Annotated in this window: 22 protein-coding genes and 1 other annotated feature; of the genes, 13 read left to right on the top strand and 9 right to left on the bottom strand. The window is 59.2% G+C overall.

Features of this window, described 5'->3' with window-relative positions; genetic code table 11:
• Together rsmS and priC are read right to left on the bottom strand one after the other, a co-directional pair.
• Window positions 1-174 carry a pleiotropic regulatory protein RsmS gene (rsmS, locus tag LGM20_RS19545; protein WP_044521303.1) on the bottom strand — a complete coding sequence of 58 codons (174 nt, stop codon included), beginning with the start codon at window positions 172-174 and terminating at the stop codon, window positions 1-3.
• A 12-nt stretch (window positions 175-186) separates the two neighbouring features.
• Window positions 187-714 (bottom strand): primosomal replication protein N'', encoded by a 528-nt coding sequence (gene priC / locus LGM20_RS19540; RefSeq protein ID WP_044521305.1) that lies wholly within the window; start codon window positions 712-714, stop codon window positions 187-189.
• A 69-nt stretch (window positions 715-783) separates the two neighbouring features.
• Between priC and LGM20_RS19535 the strand changes: the two genes are divergently transcribed.
• The 9 genes from LGM20_RS19535 to LGM20_RS19495 all read left to right on the top strand — a co-directional run bounded on the left by LGM20_RS19535 (window position 784) and on the right by LGM20_RS19495 (window position 10,170).
• The gene (locus tag LGM20_RS19535; RefSeq protein WP_004204740.1) at window positions 784-1,161 is read left to right on the top strand and encodes a DUF454 family protein; all 378 of its coding nucleotides are present in this window, start codon (window positions 784-786) and stop codon (window positions 1,159-1,161) included.
• A 150-nt stretch (window positions 1,162-1,311) separates the two neighbouring features.
• The gene (apt, locus tag LGM20_RS19530) at window positions 1,312-1,863 is read left to right on the top strand and encodes an adenine phosphoribosyltransferase (protein ID WP_023288650.1); all 552 of its coding nucleotides are present in this window, start codon (window positions 1,312-1,314) and stop codon (window positions 1,861-1,863) included.
• A gap of 92 nt (window positions 1,864-1,955) precedes the next feature.
• The gene (gene dnaX / locus LGM20_RS19525; RefSeq protein ID WP_044521306.1) at window positions 1,956-3,863 is read left to right on the top strand and encodes a DNA polymerase III subunit gamma/tau; all 1,908 of its coding nucleotides are present in this window, start codon (window positions 1,956-1,958) and stop codon (window positions 3,861-3,863) included.
• Window positions 3,196-3,260, top strand: a sequence feature (DnaX frameshifting element). (Overlaps the previous gene by 65 nt.)
• A gap of 57 nt (window positions 3,864-3,920) precedes the next feature.
• Window positions 3,921-4,253 (top strand): YbaB/EbfC family nucleoid-associated protein, encoded by a 333-nt coding sequence (locus tag LGM20_RS19520; protein WP_008805448.1) that lies wholly within the window; start codon window positions 3,921-3,923, stop codon window positions 4,251-4,253.
• Window positions 4,253-4,858, top strand: coding sequence for a recombination mediator RecR (recR, locus tag LGM20_RS19515; protein ID WP_002892177.1), 606 nt, complete (start codon window positions 4,253-4,255; stop codon window positions 4,856-4,858). The genes LGM20_RS19520 and recR overlap by 1 nt, the downstream gene beginning before the upstream one ends.
• A 111-nt stretch (window positions 4,859-4,969) precedes the next feature.
• A complete protein-coding gene (gene htpG / locus LGM20_RS19510; RefSeq protein ID WP_044521307.1) occupies window positions 4,970-6,844 on the top strand; it encodes a molecular chaperone HtpG in 1,875 nt (624 codons plus the stop codon).
• Between the two features lie 222 nt (window positions 6,845-7,066).
• Complete coding sequence (gene adk, locus LGM20_RS19505; protein WP_002892184.1) at window positions 7,067-7,711, top strand: adenylate kinase; 645 nt, start codon at window positions 7,067-7,069, stop codon at window positions 7,709-7,711.
• A gap of 128 nt (window positions 7,712-7,839) precedes the next feature.
• Window positions 7,840-8,802, top strand: a complete 963-nt coding sequence (gene hemH / locus LGM20_RS19500) for a ferrochelatase (protein ID WP_044521309.1) — start codon at window positions 7,840-7,842, stop codon at window positions 8,800-8,802.
• 63 nt (window positions 8,803-8,865) lie between these two features.
• Complete coding sequence (locus LGM20_RS19495; RefSeq protein WP_032454205.1) at window positions 8,866-10,170, top strand: inosine/guanosine kinase; 1,305 nt, start codon at window positions 8,866-8,868, stop codon at window positions 10,168-10,170.
• Window positions 10,171-10,204: 34 nt separating this feature from the next.
• On the opposite strand, the gene ybaL is transcribed toward LGM20_RS19495, so the two are convergent.
• Both ybaL and LGM20_RS19485 read right to left on the bottom strand, forming a co-directional pair.
• Entirely contained in the window at window positions 10,205-11,881 is a 1,677-nt protein-coding gene (gene ybaL, locus LGM20_RS19490; RefSeq protein ID WP_023288655.1) for a YbaL family putative K(+) efflux transporter, read from the bottom strand.
• A 225-nt stretch (window positions 11,882-12,106) separates the two neighbouring features.
• Window positions 12,107-13,327: an MFS transporter gene (locus LGM20_RS19485; RefSeq protein ID WP_023288656.1), complete on the bottom strand. Its 1,221-nt coding sequence runs from the start codon at window positions 13,325-13,327 to the stop codon at window positions 12,107-12,109.
• A gap of 369 nt (window positions 13,328-13,696) precedes the next feature.
• On the opposite strand from LGM20_RS19485, the gene ushA reads away from it, so the two are divergent.
• Entirely contained in the window at window positions 13,697-15,349 is a 1,653-nt protein-coding gene (ushA, locus tag LGM20_RS19480) for a bifunctional UDP-sugar hydrolase/5'-nucleotidase UshA (protein ID WP_044521311.1), read from the top strand.
• 89 nt (window positions 15,350-15,438) lie between these two features.
• Here the strand turns inward: ushA and ybaK are convergent, their stop codons facing one another.
• The 3 genes from ybaK to copA form a co-directional block, all read right to left on the bottom strand.
• Window positions 15,439-15,918, bottom strand: a complete 480-nt coding sequence (ybaK, locus tag LGM20_RS19475) for a Cys-tRNA(Pro)/Cys-tRNA(Cys) deacylase YbaK (protein WP_004204728.1) — start codon at window positions 15,916-15,918, stop codon at window positions 15,439-15,441.
• 201 nt (window positions 15,919-16,119) lie between these two features.
• Window positions 16,120-16,914, bottom strand: a complete 795-nt coding sequence (locus LGM20_RS19470; protein ID WP_044521314.1) for a TraB/GumN family protein — start codon at window positions 16,912-16,914, stop codon at window positions 16,120-16,122.
• A gap of 130 nt (window positions 16,915-17,044) precedes the next feature.
• Entirely contained in the window at window positions 17,045-19,546 is a 2,502-nt protein-coding gene (gene copA, locus LGM20_RS19465; RefSeq protein ID WP_044521405.1) for a copper-exporting P-type ATPase CopA, read from the bottom strand.
• Between the two features lie 106 nt (window positions 19,547-19,652).
• On the opposite strand from copA, the gene cueR reads away from it, so the two are divergent.
• Window positions 19,653-20,063 carry a Cu(I)-responsive transcriptional regulator gene (gene cueR, locus LGM20_RS19460; protein ID WP_004204725.1) on the top strand — a complete coding sequence of 137 codons (411 nt, stop codon included), beginning with the start codon at window positions 19,653-19,655 and terminating at the stop codon, window positions 20,061-20,063.
• On the opposite strand, the gene LGM20_RS19455 is transcribed toward cueR, so the two are convergent.
• Together LGM20_RS19455 and LGM20_RS19450 are read right to left on the bottom strand one after the other, a co-directional pair.
• A complete protein-coding gene (locus LGM20_RS19455; protein ID WP_044521315.1) occupies window positions 20,060-20,518 on the bottom strand; it encodes an NfeD family protein in 459 nt (152 codons plus the stop codon). The genes cueR and LGM20_RS19455 overlap by 4 nt on opposite strands.
• Entirely contained in the window at window positions 20,515-21,432 is a 918-nt protein-coding gene (locus LGM20_RS19450; protein WP_004204723.1) for an SPFH domain-containing protein, read from the bottom strand. Before LGM20_RS19450 ends, LGM20_RS19455 begins: the two co-directional genes overlap by 4 nt.
• 140 nt (window positions 21,433-21,572) lie before the next feature.
• Here LGM20_RS19450 and fetA point away from each other — a divergent pair, with 140 nt between their 5' ends.
• Window positions 21,573-22,250, top strand: a complete 678-nt coding sequence (fetA, locus tag LGM20_RS19445; protein ID WP_044521316.1) for an iron efflux ABC transporter ATP-binding subunit FetA — start codon at window positions 21,573-21,575, stop codon at window positions 22,248-22,250.
• Complete coding sequence (gene fetB, locus LGM20_RS19440; protein WP_004204721.1) at window positions 22,237-23,019, top strand: iron efflux ABC transporter permease subunit FetB; 783 nt, start codon at window positions 22,237-22,239, stop codon at window positions 23,017-23,019. Before fetA ends, fetB begins: the two co-directional genes overlap by 14 nt.
• The last annotated feature ends 105 nt before the right edge of the window (window positions 23,020-23,124 follow it).

Here is a 23,124-nt window from a genome sequence, read left to right as displayed (position 1 = left end):
TTACTTCTGCGGCGTTTGCGAGGCGCTTTCCGCGTTTTTTAACTTGTTTGCATAATCCCGCCTGACAATTTCCAGCGCGTCCAGCACCGTTTGCGCCGGGATCTGATGCGACTCCAGCAACATGATTAAATCGACGGCCAGTTTGACCTCATCGGGGGCTTTTTCCAGCGACATCGGACTCTCCTGTTAGCGCGTCAGCCGCGTCAGTACGTTTTCAATCTTGTCCAGCGCCTGTCGACAGCGCGCCAGCCGTCCGCTGTAGACCTCGACTTCGCTGGCCAGCCGCTGCTGCTCGTCAAGGCTGGTAGCCTGCGTCAGCTGGCGCTGGCGTTGGTCGCGCATCGCCAGCAGGCGGCGCTCATACTCCTGATGCTGCAGGCGACGGCGCTGCCAGCGGCTCAGCGTTGGCGAGGCATGGTCCCAACTGCGCAGCGACCAGGTGGCGGTTTCGCGACGCAGCGCGGCGATTTGCGCCGCCAGCCGCTCGGCGATCCAGGCTACCTGCGGCAACTGCTGGCGCTCGACGGCCTGGCGGAGCTGGCTGAAGTTGTGTTGGGCTTCCGCCAGATAGGCCTGCATCAGCGTGCTGCGGGTGTGAAAGAGCTGGCGGTCAAAGCGCGGGCTGAGGGTCGCGTGCTCCGCCAGCGGCGCCACCAGCGCGGCCAGCTCGCTGAGCTGATTGTCCAGCGTTTGTAAAAGTTGAGCTGTTTTCACCCACCCCCTCCATTTTCCATCAGCCAACTGTGCTACAGTAGCCGTATCTGTTTGATAACGATTCGCATTATGCCACCTGTTATTTTAACCATTATCGGCTGGCTGGCGGTAGCGCTGGGTACGCTGGGCGTTTTCTTACCGTTGCTGCCGACGACGCCGTTTATTCTGCTCGCCGCTTGGTGCTTTGCCCGCTCATCGCCGCGCTTTCACCAGTGGCTGCTGTATCGCTCATGGTTCGGCGGCTATCTTCGCCACTGGCAGCAGTACCGCGCCATGCCCCGCGGCGCCAAACCGCGCGCCATTGCCATGATCGTGGCGACTTTTGCTATTTCACTGTGGCTGGTTAAGCTTACGTGGGTGCGCATCATGCTGTTGGTCATTCTGGCCTGTCTGCTGATCTTTATGTGGCGCATTCCGGTGGTTGACGCAAAGCAACAAAAGCACTGATGCGCAATAATGCCTGTTGCAATTGTTGCTGACAGCCAGTAAATTCTGGCGTTTTCGAGCGCGGGTAAGCCTGGTCAAAGGTTAAACAAATGTTTCTTTGGCCCCTTTTGCACGCCCGTGGGTAACACCGTTTCAATCAGGCATACACTTATGACCGCAACTGCACAGCAGCTTGAATATCTGAAGAACAGCATCCAGAGTATCGAGGATTATCCAAAACCTGGCATTCTTTTCCGCGATGTCACCAGTTTACTGGAAGACCCGAAAGCTTACGCGCTCAGCATTGAATTGCTGACCGAGCGCTACAAAGACGCGGGAATTACCAAAGTGGTAGGGACTGAGGCGCGTGGCTTCCTTTTCGGCGCACCGGTTGCGCTGGCGCTGGGCGTGGGCTTTGTTCCGGTACGCAAGCCGCGTAAGTTGCCGCGTGAAACCATCGCTGAGAGCTATGAGCTGGAGTACGGCACCGATCAGCTGGAGATCCACGTTGACGCCATCAAACCGGGCGACAAAGTGCTGGTGGTGGACGATCTGCTGGCGACCGGCGGAACCATCGACGCGACGGTCAAACTGATCCGCCGTCTCGGCGGCGAAGTACAGGATGCCGCTTTCATTATCAATCTCTTCGATCTGGGCGGCGAACAGCGCCTGGAGAAGCTGGGGGTCCACTGCTACAGTCTGGTGCCGTTCCCGGGCCACTAAGCAAATCCCTCCACATAGCCTCGCCGATCGGGCGGGGCTGTGATAGCATGACCCCTTCGTGATTTCACCTTCCAGCGTTTCAGAGCCAGCCCATGAGTTATCAGGTCTTAGCCCGTAAATGGCGCCCACAAACCTTTGCTGACGTCGTCGGCCAGGAACATGTGCTGACCGCACTGGCGAACGGCTTGTCGTTAGGGCGCATTCATCACGCTTATCTCTTTTCCGGTACCCGCGGGGTCGGTAAGACATCCATCGCCCGCCTGCTGGCGAAAGGGTTAAACTGTGAAACCGGCATCACCGCCACCCCCTGCGGCGTGTGTGATAACTGCCGGGAAATAGAACAGGGGCGCTTTGTCGATCTGATTGAGATTGACGCCGCCTCGCGAACCAAAGTCGAAGATACTCGCGACCTGCTGGATAACGTCCAGTACGCGCCGGCCCGCGGCCGCTTTAAGGTCTATCTCATCGACGAAGTCCATATGCTGTCGCGCCACAGCTTCAACGCGTTATTAAAGACACTGGAGGAGCCGCCGGCGCACGTCAAATTCCTGCTGGCGACGACGGATCCGCAGAAGCTGCCGGTGACGATCTTATCCCGCTGCCTGCAGTTCCACCTGAAGGCGCTGGACGTTGAACAGATCCGCCATCAGCTGGAGCATATTCTTGGCGAAGAGCAGATTGCCTTCGAGCCCCGCGCGCTGCAGCTTCTGTCGCGCGCCGCCGACGGCAGCCTGCGTGATGCCTTAAGTCTGACCGATCAGGCTATTGCCAGTGGAGAAGGGCAACTGACGGCGGCGTCGGTGAGCGCCATGCTCGGCACCCTCGATGACGATCAGGCGCTGTCGCTGATTGAAGCCCTGGTCGCCGCCGATGGCGAGCGGGTCATGGCGGGCGTCAATGACGCCGCCGCGCGCGGCGTTGAATGGGAGGCGCTGCTGGTGGAGATGCAGAGCCTGCTGCACCGCATCGCCATGGTTCAGCTGTCCCCTTCGGCGCTGGGCGCCGACATGGCCGCGGTCGAAGTGCGAATGCGCGAACTGGCGCGCACCGTACCGCCGGGCGACGTTCAGCTCTACTACCAAACGCTGCTGATTGGCCGCAAAGAGCTGCCCTATGCCCCGGACCGGCGGATGGGCGTCGAAATGACGCTGCTGCGCGCCCTGGCGTTTCATCCGCGTAAGCCGCTGCCCGAGCCGGAGGTGCAGCCGGCACTGGCCGCCGCGCCCGCGCCGCGCCAGCAGGTTTCCCCCGCAGCGCCGCCGCCGCAGCCGTCGCAGAGTTTGCCGCCGACCACCAGCCAGGTGCTGGCGGCCCGCAGCCACCTGCAGCGCAGCCAGGGAGCAACCACCCCAAAAAAGAGTGAACCGGCAGCCGCTTCCCGCGCGCGGCCGGTGAATAACGCTGCGCTGGAGCGACTGAGTTCGATTACCGAGCGCGTCCAGGCTCGTCCGGCCGCGGCGGCGCTGGAGCAGGCCCCGGCGAAGAAAGAGGCCTATCGCTGGAAGGCGACGACGGTGGTTGAAGAGACCAAAGTCGAAGTCGCCACGCCTAAAGCGCTGAAAAAAGCGCTGGAGCATGAAAAAACGCCGGAGCTGGCGGCTAAGCTTGCCGTTGAAGCGGTCGAGCGCGACAGCTGGGCGGCGGAAGTGAGCCAGCTGGCGGTACCGAAGCTGGTCGAGCAGGTGGCGCTCAACGCGTGGAAAGAGCAGGAGGGCAATCGCGTCTGTCTGCATCTGCGCCCCAGTCAGCGCCACCTCAATTCCGCCGGCGCGCAGCAAAAGCTGGCTGAAGCGCTGGGGGTGTTGTACGGTACGCCGGTTGAATTGACCATCGTGGAAGACGATAATCCCGCGATGCGCACGCCGCTGGAGTGGCGGCAGGCTATTTATGAAGAGAAGCTCGCGCAGGCGCGCGACGCGATTATTGCGGATAATAACATTCAGACCCTGCGTCGTTTCTTCGACGCCGATCTGGATGAAGAGAGTATCCGCCCCATTTGACTGCAAGTTTGACTTGCAGTCAGTACCTTTAATGATGACTGACTGAGAGAGAAGCCTATGTTTGGTGGAAAAGGCGGCCTGGGTAACCTGATGAAGCAGGCCCAGCAGATGCAAGACAAAATGCAGAAGATGCAGGAAGAGATCGCTCAGCTGGAAGTGACCGGCGAGTCCGGCGCGGGTCTGGTGAAAGTGACCATCAACGGCGCGCACAACTGCCGCCGCGTGGAGATCGACCCAAGCCTGCTGGAAGATGACAAAGAGATGCTGGAAGATCTGGTGGCTGCCGCGTTCAACGACGCCGCGCGCCGTATCGAAGAGACCCAGAAAGAGAAGATGGCTTCCGTCTCTGCCGGTATGCAGCTGCCGCCAGGCTTCAAGATGCCGTTCTGATGCAAACCAGCCCGCTGTTAACTCAGCTTATGGAAGCGCTGCGCTGTCTGCCGGGCGTCGGCCCGAAGTCCGCGCAGCGCATGGCGTTTACCCTGCTGCAGCGCGATCGCAGCGGCGGGATGCGTCTGGCGCAGGCGCTGACGCGCGCGATGTCGGAGATCGGCCACTGCGCCGATTGCCGCACCTTCACCGAGCAGGAGGTGTGCAATATCTGCAGCAACCCGCGTCGCCAGGAAAACGGCCAAATCTGCGTGGTGGAGAGTCCGGCGGACATCTACGCCATTGAGCAGACCGGGCAGTATTCCGGCCGCTACTTCGTGCTGATGGGGCACCTGTCGCCGCTCGACGGCATCGGGCCTGACGACATCGGGCTCGATCGCCTGGAACAACGGCTGGAAGCGGAGTCGATCACCGAGGTGATCCTTGCCACCAACCCGACCGTTGAGGGCGAGGCGACGGCCAACTACATCGCAGAGCTGTGCGCGCAGTATGGCGTCGACGCCAGCCGAATCGCCCACGGCGTGCCGGTGGGCGGCGAGCTGGAGATGGTCGACGGCACCACGCTGTCCCACTCGCTGGCCGGTCGCCACAAGATTACTTTCTGAACAAATGGAGGCGGCCATCGCCGCCTCCGCTTGAAAAATTTCCCCGCTGTCCCCATCTCCCACTCAACGGTTTTTTACCCATTTAAAATGGCATTGTTGAGGTTGAATCAGATGAAAGGACAAGAAACTCGTGGTTTTCAGTCAGAAGTAAAACAGCTTCTGCACCTGATGATCCATTCCCTCTATTCCAACAAAGAAATCTTTCTGCGTGAGCTGATTTCCAACGCCTCTGATGCGGCCGATAAGCTGCGTTTCCGCGCGCTGTCGCAGCCGGATTTGTATGAGGGAGACGGCGAGCTGCGCGTGCGGGTTTCGTTTGATAAAGACAACCGTACCCTGACCATCGCCGATAACGGTATCGGCATGAACCGGGAAGAGGTTATCGACCATCTCGGCACCATCGCCAAATCCGGCACCAAAGCGTTCCTGGAATCCATGGGTTCCGACCAGGCAAAAGATAGCCAGCTGATTGGCCAGTTCGGCGTCGGCTTCTATTCGGCCTTCATCGTGGCGGACAAAGTGACCGTGCGCACCCGTGCGGCAGGCGATAAACCTGAAAACGGCGTGTTCTGGGAATCCGCCGGCGAAGGGGAATATACCGTGGCCGACATCACCAAAGCCGATCGCGGGACCGAAATCACCCTGCATCTGCGCGAAGGTGAGGACGATTTCCTCAACGACTGGCGCGTGCGCTCCATCATCAGCAAGTATTCCGACCACATCGCGCTGCCGGTTGAGATTGAAAAACAGGAAGAGAAAGACGGCGAAACCGTTATCAGCTGGGAAAAAATCAACAAGGCGCAGGCCCTGTGGACCCGCAGCAAGTCTGAAGTTAACGACGACGAGTACAAAGAGTTCTATAAGCACATTGCCCATGACTACAGCGACCCGCTGACCTGGAGCCACAATCGCGTGGAAGGTAAGCAGGAGTACACCAGCCTGCTGTATATCCCGTCGCAGGCGCCGTGGGATATGTGGAACCGCGATCATAAACACGGCCTGAAGCTGTACGTCCAGCGCGTGTTCATTATGGACGACGCCGAGCAGTTTATGCCGAACTACCTGCGCTTCGTACGCGGCCTGATAGACTCCAACGATCTGCCGCTGAACGTCTCCCGTGAAATCCTGCAGGACAGCAGCGTGACCCGTAACCTGCGCACCGCGCTGACCAAACGCGCGCTGCAGATGCTGGATAAGCTGGCGAAAGACGACGCCGAAAAATATCAGACCTTCTGGAAACAGTTCGGCCTGGTGCTGAAAGAGGGCCCGGCGGAAGATCCGAGCAACCAGGAGGCGATCGCCAAACTGCTGCGCTTCGCGACCACCCATACCGACTCCTCCGCGCAGACCGTGTCGCTGGAAGAGTACGTCTCGCGTATGAAAGACGGTCAGGAGAAGATCTACTACATCACTGCCGACAGCTATGCGGCGGCGAAAAGCAGCCCACACCTCGAACTGCTGCGTAAGAAAGGGATCGAAGTGCTGCTGCTCTCCGATCGCATCGACGAGTGGATGATGAGCTACCTGACCGAATTCGACGGCAAAGCGTTCCAGTCTGTCGCTAAAGCCGACGAGTCGCTGGACAAACTGGCGGACGAAGTGGACGAGTCCACCAAAGAAGCCGAAAAAGCGCTGGAGCCGTTCGTTGAGCGTGTGAAAAACCTGCTTGGCGACCGGGTCAAAGAGGTGCGTCTGACCCATCGTCTGACCGACACCCCGGCGATTGTCACCACCGATGCCGACGAGATGAGCACCCAGATGGCGAAGCTGTTCGCGGCTGCGGGCCAGGCGGCGCCGGAAGTGAAATACATCTTCGAACTGAACCCGGCGCATCTGCTGGTGAAACGCGCAGCCGATACCCAGGATGACGCGCAGTTCGGCGAATGGGTGGAATTGCTGCTGGATCAGGCGCTGCTGGCCGAGCGCGGCACGCTGGAAGATCCGAACCAGTTTATCCGCCGTATGAACCAGCTGCTGGCTTCCTGACGCGAACCTGAACGAGTAGCCCGGTCGAGCGACGCGACGCCGGGAACGGGATAAATGCCCCGTCTGAGCGATTTGCTCCGGCGGGGCATTTCACATTGGATGGCATAAAATATCTCACCATTAACCGTTTCAGCCGCACCGCCTTCCTTGAGCCATCGCCGTTCTGGTGGTATGGTTTAGCGTTTTTGAAAAATTGAATCGACTTTTGAGGGGATTTTCGTAATGCGTATTATTCTGCTTGGCGCTCCGGGCGCGGGTAAAGGAACTCAGGCTCAGTTCATCATGGAGAAATACGGTATTCCGCAAATCTCCACCGGCGATATGCTGCGCGCTGCGGTAAAATCCGGCTCCGAGCTCGGTAAGCAGGCGAAAGACATCATGGACGCCGGCAAGCTGGTGACCGATGAGCTGGTTATCGCGCTGGTCAAAGAGCGTATCGCCCAGGAAGATTGCCGTAACGGCTTCCTGCTGGACGGCTTCCCGCGCACTATTCCGCAGGCTGACGCCATGAAAGAAGCGGGCATTACCGTTGATTACGTGCTGGAATTCGATGTGCCGGACGAACTGATCGTCGACCGCATCGTTGGCCGTCGCGTTCACGCGGCATCCGGTCGCGTATACCACATCAAATTTAATCCGCCGAAGGTGGAAGGCAAAGACGACGTGACCGGCGAAGAGCTGACCACCCGTAAAGACGACCAGGAAGAGACCGTGCGTAAGCGTCTGGTGGAATATCATCAGATGACGGCGCCGCTGATCGGCTACTACACCAAAGAAGCGCAGGCGGGCAACACCAAATACGCCAAAGTCGACGGCACCAAAGCGGTGGCTGACGTGCGCGCCGAACTGGAAAAAATCCTCGGCTGATAAAGCCTTTTCTCATCCTGCTGCGGCAGGATGAGAACTCCTCTCATTCCTACCTTTTGCTATGATTGGTTCCGTTTAGCGCCATTTCAGCTACAATTGGCTGCGATTCAAATGGTTAAGAGGCGGTAATGCATCAGACGAAAACAGGTATCTTGCTGGCCAATTTAGGCACTCCCGATGCGCCCACCCCCGGTGCGGTGAAGCGCTATCTGCGACAATTCCTCAGCGACAAACGGGTGGTGGATACGTCTCGTCTGCTATGGTGGCCGCTGCTGCGCGGCGTCATACTGCCGATTCGCTCTCCCCGCGTGGCTAAACTCTATCAGTCCGTCTGGATGGAAGAGGGGTCGCCGCTGATGGTATACAGCCGTCGCCAGCAGCAGGCGCTGGCCGCCAGACTGCCGGATATCCCGGTGGCGCTGGGCATGAGCTATGGATCGCCGTCGCTGGCCAGCGCGGTGGATGATTTACTGGCGCAGGGGGTGGGGCACATCGTAGTGCTGCCGCTGTATCCGCAATATTCCTGCTCGACGGTGGCTGCCGTCTGGGATGAGCTGGCGCGGATCCTCGCGAAGAAACGCGCCATTCCCGGTATCTCGTTTATTCGCGATTACGCCGGGCACCCGGACTATATCCATGCCCTGGCGGCCAGCGTGCGCGCCTCGTTTGCCGTTCATGGGGAACCGGATCTGCTGCTGCTCTCCTATCATGGGATCCCGCAGCGCTATGCCAATCAGGGGGATGATTATCCTCAGCGCTGTCGCGATACCACTCGGGAACTGGTCTCCGCGCTGGGGCTGCCGCCGGAGCGGGTGATGATGACCTTCCAGTCGCGCTTTGGTCGGGAACCCTGGCTGACGCCGTACACCGATGAGACGCTGAAGATGCTCGGCGAGAAAGGGACGAAGCATATTCAGGTGCTGTGCCCGGGGTTTGCCGCCGACTGTCTCGAAACGCTGGAAGAGATCGCCGTCCAGAACCGGGAAATATTCCTCGAAGCGGGCGGAAAGCAATATGAATACATTCCGGCGCTTAACGCGGACGCCGCGCATATTGAGATGATGGTCAACCTGACGGCGCCTTATCGCTGATCGCGCGCAGGGCGGGGAATATGCTACTATTTCCCGCTTGTTCCCTGTTATTTAAGCGCCACTATGAAATTTCCCGGTAAACGCAAATCCAAACACTATTTTCCCGTTAATGCCCGCGACCCGCTGCTGCAGCAAATTCAGCCGGAGAATGAATCCAGCGTCTCCTGGGTGGTGGGTATCGACCAGACGCTGGTGGATATCGAAGCGAAAGTGGATGAGGCGTTTATCGTGCGCTACGGCCTGAGCGCGGGCCACTCGCTGGTGATTGAAGATGACGTCGCCGAGGCGCTGTATCAGGAGCTGGTGCGCAATAATCTTATTACCCATCAGTTTGCCGGCGGCACGATCGGCAATACCATGCACAACTACTCGGTGCTGGCGGACGATCGCTCGGTGCTGCTTGGCGTCATGTGCAGCAATATCGAAATCGGCGGCTATGCCTATCGCTACCTGTGCAATACCTCCAGCCGTACCGATCTGAACTATCTGCAGGGCGTCGACGGCGCCATTGGCCGTTGCTTCACCCTGATCAGCGACAGCGGCGAGCGCACCTTCGCCATCAGCCCGGGTCATATGAACAAGCTGCGCCCGGAAAGCATTCCGGAAGCGGTGATCGCCGGCGCCTCGGCGCTGGTGCTGACCTCCTACCTGGTACGCTGCAAGCCGGGCGAGCCGATGCCGGACGCGACGATGAAAGCCATCGAGTATGCCAAAAAGCATGATGTGCCGGTGGTGTTAACTCTTGGAACCAAATACGTGATTGCCGATAACCCGGCGTGGTGGCAGCAGTTCCTGCAGGAGCATGTCTCGATTCTGGCGATGAATGAAGAGGAAGGGGAAGCGCTGACCGGCTTTGCCGATCCGCTGTCGGCGGCGGATAAAGCGCTGGACTGGGTCGACCTGGTGCTGTGCACCGCCGGACCGGCGGGGCTGTATATGGCGGGCTTCACTGAAGAAGAGGCGAAGCGTAAGACCCAGCATCCGCTGCTGCCGGGGGCGATCCCGGAATTTAACCAGTTCGAATTCAGTCGCGCGATGCGTCACCAGGACTGCGTCAATCCGCTGCGGATTTATTCGCACATTGCGCCGTATATGGGCGGCCCGGAGAAGATCATGAACACCAACGGCGCAGGGGACGGCGCGCTGGCGGCGCTGCTGCATGACATCACCGCCAATAACTACCATCGCAATAACGTCCCCAACTCCAGCAAACACAAATGCAAATGGCTGACCTACTCCTCGCTGGCGCAGGTGTGTAAATATGCCAACCGCGTGAGCTATCAGGTGCTGAACCAGCACTCGCCGCGCTTAACCCGCGGCCTGCCGGAACGTGAGGACAGCCTGGAAGAGGCGTACTGGGATCGGTAAGCGAGTCCCTCTCCCGACGGGAGAGGGCAGAACATCAGCCGGTGACCACTTCACCGGCGGGTGGCGTTTCCAGAAGCTGCAGCATGGCGCGGGCAATTTCCCGCTCGCCCATCACCACCTGATTGGCCCCACGGTCGATAATGTAATCCACTTCGTCATCATAATGGGCGCGGGCGATAATCTCGATATGCGGACATTTTTCCCGTGCGGAAGCGACAATCTCGCCGGCCTCATAGCCGTTGGGAATGGTCAGCAGCAGCCAGCGGGCGCAGTCGAGATGCGCCAGCTCCATGATCTCTTCATTGGCGGCATTGCCCAGCACCGCGCTGATCCCGCGCTCGCGTAGCTCATCCACGCGGGTGCGCGAGGTTTCAACCACCACCAGCGGGATCCCCTGGGCCATCAGCTTCTCGCCCAGCAGGCTGCCGACGCGGCCAAAACCGACCAGCAGCGCGTGGTTGCAGATATCGACCGGCACCTGCTTCTCGTCTTCCAGCACCTCTTCCAGGGTCTGCTCGTCGAGGGTTTCGGTTTTATCGAGATATTTCTCCAGCAGAGTGAACAGTACCGGGTTGAGCATAATCGAGATGATCGCTCCGGCCAGCACCAGGTTTTGCCCGGCCTGCGGCAGCAGGTTAAGCGCCATCCCCAGGCCGGCGAGAATAAAGGCAAATTCACCAATCTGCGCCAGGCTGGCGGCAATGGTCAATGCGGTACGCGGCGAGTGGCCAAACATACGCACGAGGAAAAAGGCGGCTGCGGATTTACCAAAGATAATGATCGCCAGCGTCGCCAGCACCGCCAGCGGCTGCTGGACCAGCACCATCGGGTCAAACAGCATGCCGACGGAGACAAAGAACAGCACCGCGAAGGCGTCGCGCAGCGGCAGGGTGTCATGAGCGGCACGGTGGCTCAGCTCGGATTCGTTAAGCACCATGCCGGCAAAGAAGGCGCCGAGGGCGAAGGAGACATCAAACAGCTCCACGGCGCCGAAGGCGATGCCCAGCGCCAGGGCCAGCACCGACAGGGTGAACAGCTCGCGCGAGCCGGTGGCCGCGCTGCGCGACATGATCCACGGCACCAGCCGACGGCCGACCAGCATCATAATGGCGATAAAGGCCACCACTTTGCCAATGGTGATCCCGAGGTCGAGGGCCAGGGAAGCGAAGCCGAGGTTGCCTTTCTCCGCCATACCGGCAACCGCCGGCAGCAGGACCAGCGTCAGGACCATCACCAGGTCTTCCACAATCAGCCAGCCGATGGCGATCTGCCCGCGCTGACTGTCAATCAGCTGTCGTTCCTCCAGGGCGCGCAGCAGCACCACGGTACTGGCGGTGGAGAGGCACAGACCAAAGACGATGCCGGTCATCAGCGACCAGCCAAGGGCGGCGGAGAGCGCCATACCCAACAGCGTCGCCACGGCTATCTGGGCGATGGCCCCGGGAATGGCGATCGACTTTACCGCCATCAGATCCTTGAGGGAGAAATGCAGGCCGACGCCGAACATCAGCAGGATCACGCCGAGCTCTGCCAGTTCCGGAGCCAGTTTGGTGTCAGCAACAAAGCCAGGGGTGAAAGGTCCGGACAGCACGCCCGCTAAGAGATATCCCACCAGAGGAGAAATACGTAGCTTATTGGCAATCATGCCGAGAATAAAGGCGAGCACGAGGCCGCCGACAATGGTGGTGATTAGCGGTGTTGCGTGGTGCATTCCGTCTCCTTTCCAGTGGTGAATCGGTCCATTTTGCTACCCTGTCCGCGTAATAGTTTATGACAAAAACGTTCACTTTGTTTATGAATAATTCTTGAATTGTGCAAAAAAATGCAATTGGCCGCTGAAAAGGCACAGAAGGAAAAATCGAGAGAGGAATGCGCGCATCAGGCCGATGGCGCAAGGGGTAACGGCGGCCAGCGTTACACTTTGGCCGCCGGATAATCAGGCTTTTTGCCGGTTATCAGGAAGAAATATCGTCAGGAATCCCAGCAGCGGCAGGAAGGCGCAGATTTTATATACCAGGTCGATGCTGGTATGGTCCGCCAGCAGGCCCAGCACCGCGGCGCCAAGGCCGCCCATACCAAAGGCAAAGCCGAAAAACAGGCCTGAAACCATGCCGATACGTCCCGGCAGCAGCTCCTGGGCATAGACCAGAATAGCGGAGAAGGCCGAGGCGAGGATAAAACCAATGATCACCGTTAAAATCCCGGTCCATTCAAGGCTGGCATAGGGTAAAACAAGGGTGAAAGGCGCCACGCCGAGGATAGAGCCCCAAATAACGTATTTTCGTCCAATCTTATCGCCAACGGGCCCGCCAATCACCGTCCCGGCGGCCACCGCGAACAGGAAGGCAAACAGATGCAGCTGGGCGTTTTGCACCGATAAGCCGAACTTATGCATCAGATAAAAGGTGTAATAGCTGCTGATGCTCGCCATATAGAAGTATTTCGAGAAAATCAGCATCAGCAGAATACCTACCGCCAGAATCACCTTATTGCGCGGCAGCGGATTGACGATCGCCGGCTTCGGTTTGCCCTTATTCATCCGATGCTGCGCGGCGTACCAGCGGCTGATTTGCGACAGCACGACGATAGCCAGCAGGGCGGCCAGCACGAACCAGGCGACGTTGCCTTTACCATACGGGGCGATGATCACCGCCGCCAGCAGCGGGCCAAGCGAACTGCCGAAGTTGCCGCCGACCTGGAACAGCGACTGGGCCAGGCCGTGACGGCCGCCGGAGGCCATCCGCGCCACGCGGGATGATTCCGGATGGAAAACCGAGGAGCCGGTACCCACCAGCGCGGCGGCCAGCAGCACCATACCGAAGCTACCGGCCAGCGCCAGCAGGATCAAACCGCAGAGGGTAAAGCACATGCCCACCGGCAGCGACCACGGCATCGATCGTTTATCGGTGATGTAGCCAATCACCGGCTGGAACAGCGATGAGGTGAGCTGGAAGGTGAGGGTGATCATCCCAATCTGCACGAAGGTAAGGGAGAACTCGGCCTGCAGCAGCGGGTAGATAGCGAGTATGAGCGACTGGATCATATCGTTAAGCAAATGGGACAGGCTGATCGCGCCTAAGATGCCAAACGAGGTGCGCGCTTTTTGCGGCGGCGCGTCGGTACTGGGTAAGGTCTGAGCGGATTGGTTGGTTGTCATAGGTTCACTTCAGCGAGTTCGATTTGTTGTAGAGAATGCAGGTTGTTACCCTAAATAATTCGAGTTGCAGGCAGGCGGCGACGCAGCGAATCCCCAGGAGCTTACTCTCGTAAGTGACTGGGGTGAGCGAGGACAAATTCGTCAGGAACGAATTTGAACGCAGTTCACTGCGCCCGTAAGGGCGAGGCCCAGGGAGGGGCCGAGTTATTGCCAACGCACATGCAACTTGAAGTATGACGGGTAGAATTATTATCCGACTAACATACCTGCAGATAAGGTTTGAAGGAAGTCGCAATTCTGAAAACATATTTGTCAACGCGGCTAACTCGCTATACTTTCGGCACTTGGGATTAAGTCAGGGAGTGAAGCATGCATTATTTCAAACACAGCGTGGCGCTGGCGTTATTCGCCGCTTTATCGCTGGGCAGCCTGTCCGCGCAGGCCTATGAGCAGGATAAAACCTATAAAATTACCATCCTGCACACCAACGATCACCACGGCCATTTCTGGCGCAATGACTACGGCGAATATGGCCTGGCGGCGCAGAAAACGCTGGTGGACGGTATTCGTAAAGAGGTGGCGGCCGAAGGCGGTAGCGTTCTGCTGCTGTCCGGCGGGGATATCAATACCGGGGTGCCGGAGTCTGATTTACAGGATGCAGAGCCCGATTTTCGCGGCATGAACTTGATCGGCTACGACGCGATGGCGGTGGGGAACCATGAGTTTGATAATCCGCTGAGCGTGCTGCGCCAGCAGGAAAAGTGGGCGAAGTTCCCGTTCCTGTCGGCCAATATTTATCAGAAAAGCACCGGCGAACGGCTGTTCAAACCTTGGGCGCTGTTTAAACGCGGCGGGTTAAAAATCGCGGTAATTGGCTTAACCACTGACGATACGGCCAAGATTGGCAATCCGGAATATTTCACCGATATCGAATTCCGCAAACCGGCGGAAGAGGCGAAGCTGGTGATCCAGGAGCTGCAGCAGAATGAAAAGCCGGACGTGATCCTGGCCACCACCCATATGGGCCACTATGACAACGGCAACCACGGGTCTAACGCGCCGGGGGATGTCGAGATGGCACGCAGTTTACCCGCGGGCTCGCTGGCGATGATCGTCGGCGGTCACTCGCAGGATCCGGTGTGCATGGCGTCGGAAAATAAAAAACAGGTCGACTATGTGCCTGGGACGCCGTGCGCCCCGGATCGTCAGAACGGTATCTGGATCGTCCAGGCGCATGAGTGGGGCAAATACGTCGGCCGCGCCGATTTTGAGTTCCGCAACGGTGAGATGAAGCTGGTGCACTATCAGCTGATCCCGGTCAACCTGAAGAAAAAAGTGACATACGATAACGGCCAAAGCGAGCGGGTGCTGTATACGCCGCAGATCGCGGAGAACCCGCAGATGATGTCGCTGCTGACGCCGTTCCAGAACAAAGGTAAGGCGCAACTGCAGGTCAAGATCGGCAGCGTGAATGGCCATCTGGAGGGCGATCGCAGTAAAGTGCGCTTCGTACAGACCAATATGGGCCACCTGCTGCTGGCGGCGCAGATGGCGCGCAGTAACGCGGATTTCGCGGTGATGAGCGGCGGCGGGATCCGCGACTCCATCGAGGCGGGCGATATCACCTACAAGGATGTGATGAAGGTCCAGCCGTTCGGCAATGTGCTGACCTATGTCGATATGAGCGGCAAAGAGGTGGTGGATTACCTGACCGCCGTCGCGCAGATGAAGCCGGATTCCGGCGCCTATCCGCAGTTTGCGAACGTCAGCTTTGTGGCCAAAGACGGCAAGTTGAACGATCTGAAAATCAAAGGCGAAACGGTGGATCCGGCGAAGACCTACCGGATGGCGACGCTGAGCTTTAACGCCACCGGCGGCGATGGCTATCCGAACATTGCCGATAAACCCGGGTATGTGAATACCGGCTTTATCGATGCCGAAGTGCTGAAAGAGTATATCGAGAAGAACTCGCCGCTGGATGCCGCCGCCTATGAGCCGAAAGGCGAGGTGAGCTGGCAGTAACCCTGAGGGGAAGCCCGGATAAAGCGCGCTGCGTCGCTATCCGGGCGCTTTCCCGGTGGCGCTGCGCTTACCGGGCACGGGGCGCGTCATCAATCGCGGCGGGCGATATCGGCGAACTTCGCATCCAGCAGCTGCGCCAGATCGCTGGCCGCCAGCTCAATATCCAGCCCGCGTTTGCCGCCGGAAATGTAAATGGTGGCAAATTCCTGCGCCGGGGCGTCAATCACCGTCGGCAGGCGCTTCTTCTGCCCCAGCGGACTGATACCGCCCACCAGATAGCCGGTGATACGCTGCGCCACCATCGGGTCGGCCATGTCGACTTTCTTGGCGCCCAGCGCTTTCGCCACTTTCTTCAAATCCAGCTGACCGGCGACCGGGGTGACGGCGACCGCCAGATGCTTCATATCGCCATTTACGGCGACCAGCAGGGTCTTGTATACCTGGTCGGCATTGAGGCCGAGCTTGCGCACCACTTCATCACCGAAGTTGGTCTCATTGGGATCGTGATCGTAACTGTGGATCTGAAAGGGGATTTTGTTTTTTTCGAGTAATTTAACGGCGGGAGTCATAGCTATCCTTCTTACCAACCGGTTTTGCGTGACGTCAGAATACGCCCGCAGGTTGTCTAAAAAATAGTACCATCTTGCGCAATAGTGTTGGCAGTGATGGTCACTTTGAGCGACAATCAGACGATCCGGGATGCAAATCCCGGGATAATAATAATGATGAAATTCCTCTTTGACGGGCCAATAGCAATATTGGCCATTTTTTTATGTCAGCATATCCGGCAGATTCCCTTCGCCATACAGATGCAGCGCGCCGACGGCGACCACGTAGTGCCCCGGCGGCAGGGCCAGCAGCGTCTCGCGCCAGGCGAGATTGCGCTGGTGCATCAGCACATCATATAACGACTGGCTGAAGGTCGTCGGCAGCGATACCGCGCCGCGCGACGGCGGTTGCTCCAGCCACCAGCCGATCATGACCTGCAGTAAACGGGCGTTGGTGCGCCAGTGGGTCAGCGTATCCTCCAGCAGCGCCATTCCGCCATCGGGCAGGTCGCGCAGCAGCGCGATCTGGCTGTCGGCGCCTTCCAGCTCTATCACCGCTATGTTGCTCTCGCGGGCGGCCATCAGCAACTGATAATCAATACCGTAATCCGGCCGCAGCCCCAGCTTCTGCGCCTGGGTGGCCTGCAGGACCATCGCCACCTGCCACAGCGGCTGGCTGTCGAATAGCGCGACCGACAGGCCGAGTTCACCGGCTCGCGTCTGTAGCTCGCTCAGCTGCGCGTCGCTCAGGCGCTCCGCCAGCGGCGGATAAGCGGGGAGATGGCTAAACGGGGTTTCATTGCCGCTGATATCGGCCTCGACGATTAACGCATCGGCCTGGCGTATTTTTTTCAGCAGCTTCGCTGGCGGCGGCGCCATATCGCGGGTGCCCATATGGATGCTGCCGACGAGGTGCAGATAGCGTTCGCCGGGCAGGACGATATCCATCGCAGGCCAGGAATAAGACGAGCCGACGGCGGCTCGCCACAGCATTTTTATCCGGTTTAACAGGCCCATACGCGCTCCGAAGTGTGAGGCATTCATGCTAGCGCATATGGTGATACACGTCACCCTTCCGGCGGGCTTTTCTTGTCCCGGTAAAAAAGCGGGCGCCGACCCTGTCAGCGCCCGCTTTCCTGGACAGCGCTTACGCTTTTGGTTTAAAGCGCAGCAGGCGGTTAGCGTTACTCACCACGGTAATCGACGACAGCGCCATCGCCGCGCCGGCGACCACCGGATTGAGCAACGTGCCGGTCAGCGGCCAGAGGATCCCGGCGGCAATCGGGATGCCCAGCGAGTTGTAGACAAAGGCCCCCAGCAGGTTCTGCTTCATATTGCGTAAGGTCGCCTTCGAAATCGCCAGCGCATCGGCCACGCCGTGAAGACTATGGCGCATCAGGGTGATCGCCGCCGTTTCAATGGCGACATCGCTGCCGCCGCCCATGGCGATCCCGACATCCGCCTGCGCCAGCGCCGGGGCGTCGTTAATCCCATCGCCCACCATCGCCACTTTGTGCCCCTGGCTCTGCAGACGCTTAATGGCGTCGGCTTTACCGTCCGGCAGCACGCCGGCAATCACCTCATCAATGCCGGCTTCTTTGGCGATAGCATTCGCGGTAGTGGGGTTATCCCCGGTGAGCATCACCAGGCGGTAGCCCTGACGATGCAGGCGCGCCAGAGCGTCGACGCTGTCTTCGCGTAGCGGGTCACGGATGGCGAACAGCGCGGCCGCCTGACCATCTACCGCCAGCAGCACCGGCGTAGCCCCGCGCGAGGCCTGCGCCATCATCTCGCTTTCTATATCGCCGGTGGCGATATGTTGCTCGTTGAGCAGCGCCTGGTTACCGAGCAGCAGGCGATGGCCTTCCGCTTCGCCGCTGACGCCCAGGCCGCGCAGGGTGCGGAAGCCGCTCACTTCCGGCAACGGGCTGTCTCCGGCTTTATCAAGGATCGCTCGCGCCAGCGGATGGCTTGAACCCTGCTCAAGCGCGGCGGCAAGACGCAGCGCGGTCATCTCATCAACGTCTGCGAAAGTTTTCACCGCCACCACCTGCGGCTTGCCTTCGGTCAGGGTGCCGGTTTTATCGAACACCAGGGTGTCGAGTTCACTGGCGCGCTGCAGAGCATCGGCGTCGCGCACCAGTACGCCGTACTCCGCCGCCCGGCCAACGCCGGAGATAATCGACATCGGCGTCGCCAGGCCTAAGGCGCACGGACAGGCGATAATCAGTACCGTGGTGGCGATCACCAGGGTATAGACGATCTGCGGCGCCGGGCCGAAGAAGTACCAGATCGCAGCGCTAATCAGCGCAATGGCGACCACCGCCGGGACAAACACCGCGGAGATTTTATCCGCCAGCTGGCCGATCTCCGGCTTGCTGCTCTGCGCCTGGCGCACCATGCGGATAATACGCGCCAGCGTGGTCTGGCTGCCGACGGCGCTGGCGGTGAACAGCACGCTGCCGTCCTGCACTACGGTGCCGGCGTGAATGGCGTCGCCGTCGCCTTTTTGCTGCGGTACCGGTTCGCCGGTGAGCATCGCTTCATCAAACCAGGCTTCCCCCTGGCTTATCACGCCGTCGACCGGGACGCGGTCGCCGGTCGTCAGGCGCAGCGTCATGCCGGCCTGAACTTCAGCGAGCGGCAGATCTTTCTCGCCCTCGGGCGTGACGACCCGCGCCGAAGGCGGCGTCAGGTCGAGCAGTTTCTCCAGCGCTTTTGAGGAGCGCTGGCGGGCGCGGGCCTCCAGCATATGGCCGAGGTTAATCAGGCCGATAATCATTGCGCTGGCTTCGTAATAGAGATGGCGGGCTTCCATCGGGAACCACTGTGGCCACAGGTTGACGCTCATCGAGTACAGCCAGGCGACGCCGGTACCGAGCGCCACCAGCGTATCCATGGTGGCAGTGCCGTTTTTCAGGCTTTTCCACGCGCTGCGGTAGAAGTGGCCGCCGGCGAAAACCATTACCGCCAGGGTGACGAGGCCGATGACCAGCCACAGCGAACGGTTGTCGTCGCTGACCATCATGTTATCGCCGATCATGCCCCAGACCATCACCGGCACGCCGACCAGCAGGGCGACAATCGCCTGCCAGCGAAAACGTTTCATGGTGGCGATGGCGGTTTCCTGCTGCCGTTCGCGGCGTTCCAGATCGTCCTCGATCGCCTCCGCGCCGTAGCCCGCTTTCTCCACCGCCTGCACTAATTCTGCGGCGGACGCACTGCCCATCACCAGCGCCGTGCGTTCCGCCAGATTAACCCGCGCCTGTGAGACGCCCGGCACCGCGGCAAGCGCGTTCTGTACCCGGGAGACGCAGCTGGCGCAGCTCATGCCGTTGATCAGCAGCTGTTGACTGTCATCTTCGTCATGGGCTGCCGGAAGCTCAGGAGTGGCCGCTGTCAGTGCTTCCGACGGGATTGATGATTCTGCCAGCGGTTTAGCCTTTGGGTGGCTGAGCTCCGCGCCGTATCCGGCTTGTTTAACGGTTTCAATCAGCGCTTGTGCGCTGGCGCTGCCCGTCACATGGGCTTCAGTGAGGGTGACTTCCGCTTGCTCAACGTCAGGACGCTGCTCCAGACTCTCTTTCACGCGTTTAACGCAGTGGCCGCAGGAGAGGCCATCCAGCGTCAGGTCGATAGTGTTAGACATAAATAACTCCTGAATAATTTTCCGGTCAACGATTGACCAGAACCACTCTTTCATCGAGTATTAAGAAGGTTAAACCTTCCAGCAAGGGGAAGGTCAAGGAGAAAAAATGAATATCAGCGATGTGGCGAAAAAAACCGGCTTAACCAGCAAAGCGATTCGTTTTTACGAAGAGAAGGGGCTGGTGACGCCGCCGTTGCGGAGCGAAAACGGCTACCGCACCTACGGTCAGCAGCATCTCGATGAGCTCACGCTGCTGCGTCAGGCGCGACAGGTGGGGTTTAATCTGGAAGAGTGCCGCGAGCTGGTGGCGCTATTCAACGACCCGTCACGGCACAGCGCCGATGTGAAAAAACGCACGCTGGAGAAAGTGGCGGATATCGAGAACCATATCCGCGAGCTGCAAAATATGCGCGCGCACCTGCTGGCGCTGGCTGAATCCTGCCCCGGCGACGACAGCGCGGAGTGCCCGATTATCGATAATCTTTCCGGCTGCTGTCATCGCAAGGCGCAGGCTTAACGAACAACGGGTTTGATCCGCAGCGTAATCCCTTCCACGGCGACCACTTCGACCTGACTGCCCGCGGCGAGGTCCTCGTCAGCCATCACCGGCCAGGAGCTGTCGCCCACGCGCACGTGGCCGCGGCCGTTTACCAGCGGGGTATCCAGCGTCAGACGGCGGCCAATCAGCTGTAGCCCGCGCTGGTTGAGTTGAGCATCGGCAGGACGCTGCAGTTTGACGCGCTTGCGCAGCCACTTCGACCACAGCCACGCCGCCAGCAGAGTGAGGACGGCAAACAGCGTGCCTTGCCATTCCCAGCTCAGCGGCAGGAGCCAGGTCAGGGCGCCGGTCACCACGCCGGCGACGCCGCTCCATAGCAGGTATCCGCTGCCGCCCAGCATCTCGGCCGCCAGCAGCAGCCCGCCGAGGCTAAGCCAGAACAGATGGGGGTGGGCGAGGATCAGGTCGATCATGATTTTTTCCGATCGCCAGCGCCTTCTTTGATCAGCTCGCTGATCCCGGCGATCGATCCCATCAGGCTGCTGGCGTCCAGCGGCATCAGCACCACTTTACTGTTGTTGGCGGCGCCAATCTGCTGCAGCGCATCGGTGTATTTCTGCGCCACGAAGTAGTTGATCGCCTGAATATCGCCTGAGGCGATCGCCGAGGAGACCATCTGGGTGGCGCGGGCTTCCGCTTCAGCGGAACGCTCGCGGGCCTCCGCCTGCAGGAACGCGGACTGCCGCTCGCCCTCCGCCTTGAGGATCTGCGACTGCTTTTCCCCTTCCGCTTTCAGTATTTCCGCCTGACGCACCCCTTCGGCCTCGAGAATATAAGCGCGCTTGGTTCGTTCGGCTTTCATCTGGGCGTTCATCGAGGCGATAAGTTCCGCCGGTGGGCGAACGTCGCGAATTTCGACGCGGGTGATTTTCACCCCCCACGGGTTGGTGGCGTCGTCAACGATATGCAGCAGGCGGGTGTTAATGCTGTCGCGCTGGGAGAGCATTTCGTCCAGCTCCATCGAGCCGAGCACGGTACGGATGTTGGTCATCGTCAGGTTGACGATCGCCTGCTCAAGATTGCTGACCTCGTAGGCGGCCTTCGGCGCGTCAACCACCTGAATAAAGCAAACGGCGTCGATAGTGACGTTGGCGTTATCCCGGGAGATCACCTCCTGTGACGGGATGTCGAGCACCTGCTCCATCATGTTCACTTTGCGGCCGATGCGGTCCATAAACGGCACGACTAAGCTTAATCCCGGCTGCAGCGTCTGGGTAAAACGCCCGAAGCGCTCCACCGTCCACTGGTAGCCCTGCGGGACGATTTTCACCGCCGCGGCCACAATGACCAGCGCGACGAAAATAAGGATAGGAATAAAAATCAGCATCAAAAACCTCCTGTCTTGTTGCCTGGTGGGGCGCTACAAGGAAATAGCGCATGTTTAAATTGAGTATATCTTTCTCCTCATCCTGGAGAAAGGAAAGTGGGGTAAACTAGCGGTGTTTCAGAAAATAATCAGGAAGACTCATGAAGGAAAATAACGCGCTTTTGCGTCTCGAGGATGTGGGATTTAAGGCCGACGACGCAGTTATTTTACATAATATCAACCTTCAGCTCAGACCCGGGGAATTCAAGTTGATTACCGGGCCTTCCGGCTGCGGGAAAAGCACCTTGCTGAAAATTATCGCCTCGCTGCTCAGCCCGACCTCCGGACGTCTGTTTTTCGACGATGCCGATGTCGCGACGCTGTCGCCGGAAAGGTATCGCCAGCAGGTCTCTTATTGTGCGCAGACGCCGGCGCTGTTCGGGGATTCGGTTTACGATAACCTGATTTTTCCGTGGCAGATCCGTAATAAACAACCGGATCCGCAGGCGCTGGTGGCCGATCTGCAGCGCTTTGGTCTTGGCGAAAATATGCTGGAAAAATCGATTAACGAACTGTCGGGCGGTGAAAAGCAGCGCGTATCGCTGATTCGCAATTTACAATTTCTGCCGCGCGTGCTGCTGCTGGACGAAATTACCAGCGCGCTGGATGACAGTAATAAACAGAATGTGAATGACATTATTCATGGCTACGCGACGGAAAAACAGGTCGCTGTTCTATGGGTCACCCACGATCGCAATGAAATTTCGCATGCCGATGAAGTAATTACGCTGCAACCTGCCGGCGGAAACATGCAGGAGGCACAGCATGAACGGGCATAACATTACGAACGAATCGCTGGCGCTGTCGATGGTGCTGGTGCTGATCGCTATTCTGGTGAGCTATCGGGAAAAGCTGGCGCTGGAAAAAGATATTCTCTGGAGCATCTGCCGGGCGATCGTGCAGCTGATTATCGTCGGCTATGTGCTGAAATATATCTTTAACGTCAACCATGCGGTTCTGACGCTGTTGATGGTGCTGTTTATCTGCTTTAACGCGGCGTGGAATGCCAAAAAGCGCAGTAAATATATCGATAAGGCGTTTGTCTCGTCATTTATCGCCATCACCACCGGCGCCGGGCTGACGCTGGCGGTGCTGGTGTTCTCCGGCTCGATAGCCTTCGTGCCGATGCAGGTGATCCCGATTGCCGGGATGGTGGCCGGGAACGCCATGGTGGCGGTGGGGCTGTGCTACAACAATATGGGCCAGCGCTTCAGCAGCGAGCAGCAGCAGATTCAGGAGAAGCTCAGCCTCGGCGCGACGCCGAAGATGGCCTCGGCGCGGCTGATCCGCGACAGCATCCGCGCGTCATTGATTCCCACCGTCGATTCAGCGAAAACGGTCGGCCTGGTGAGTTTGCCAGGGATGATGTCGGGACTAATTTTTGCCGGTATTGACCCGGTGAAGGCGATTAAGTACCAGATCATGGTAACTTTTATGCTGCTGTCGACCGCCAGCCTGTCGACGATTATCGCCGGCTATCTGACCTACCGGAAGTTCTTCAACGCCCGCCATCAGCTGGTGGTGACGCAGCTGAAAAAACGCCCGTGAACGATCCCGGGTTGCGGCGTTCACGCCTCACCCGGGTTGCTAAGGCTACGTTGCGCCTCGTTCGCATAGCCCGGATAAGCGCAGCGCTATCCGGGGCAGGCAACG

The sequence above is a fragment of the Klebsiella quasipneumoniae subsp. quasipneumoniae genome (genome assembly GCF_020525925.1).
Lineage (GTDB): Bacteria > Pseudomonadota > Gammaproteobacteria > Enterobacterales > Enterobacteriaceae > Klebsiella > Klebsiella quasipneumoniae.
The sequence above is the reverse complement of the archived record's forward strand: the minus strand, read 5'-3'. Positions and strand labels throughout refer to the sequence as shown.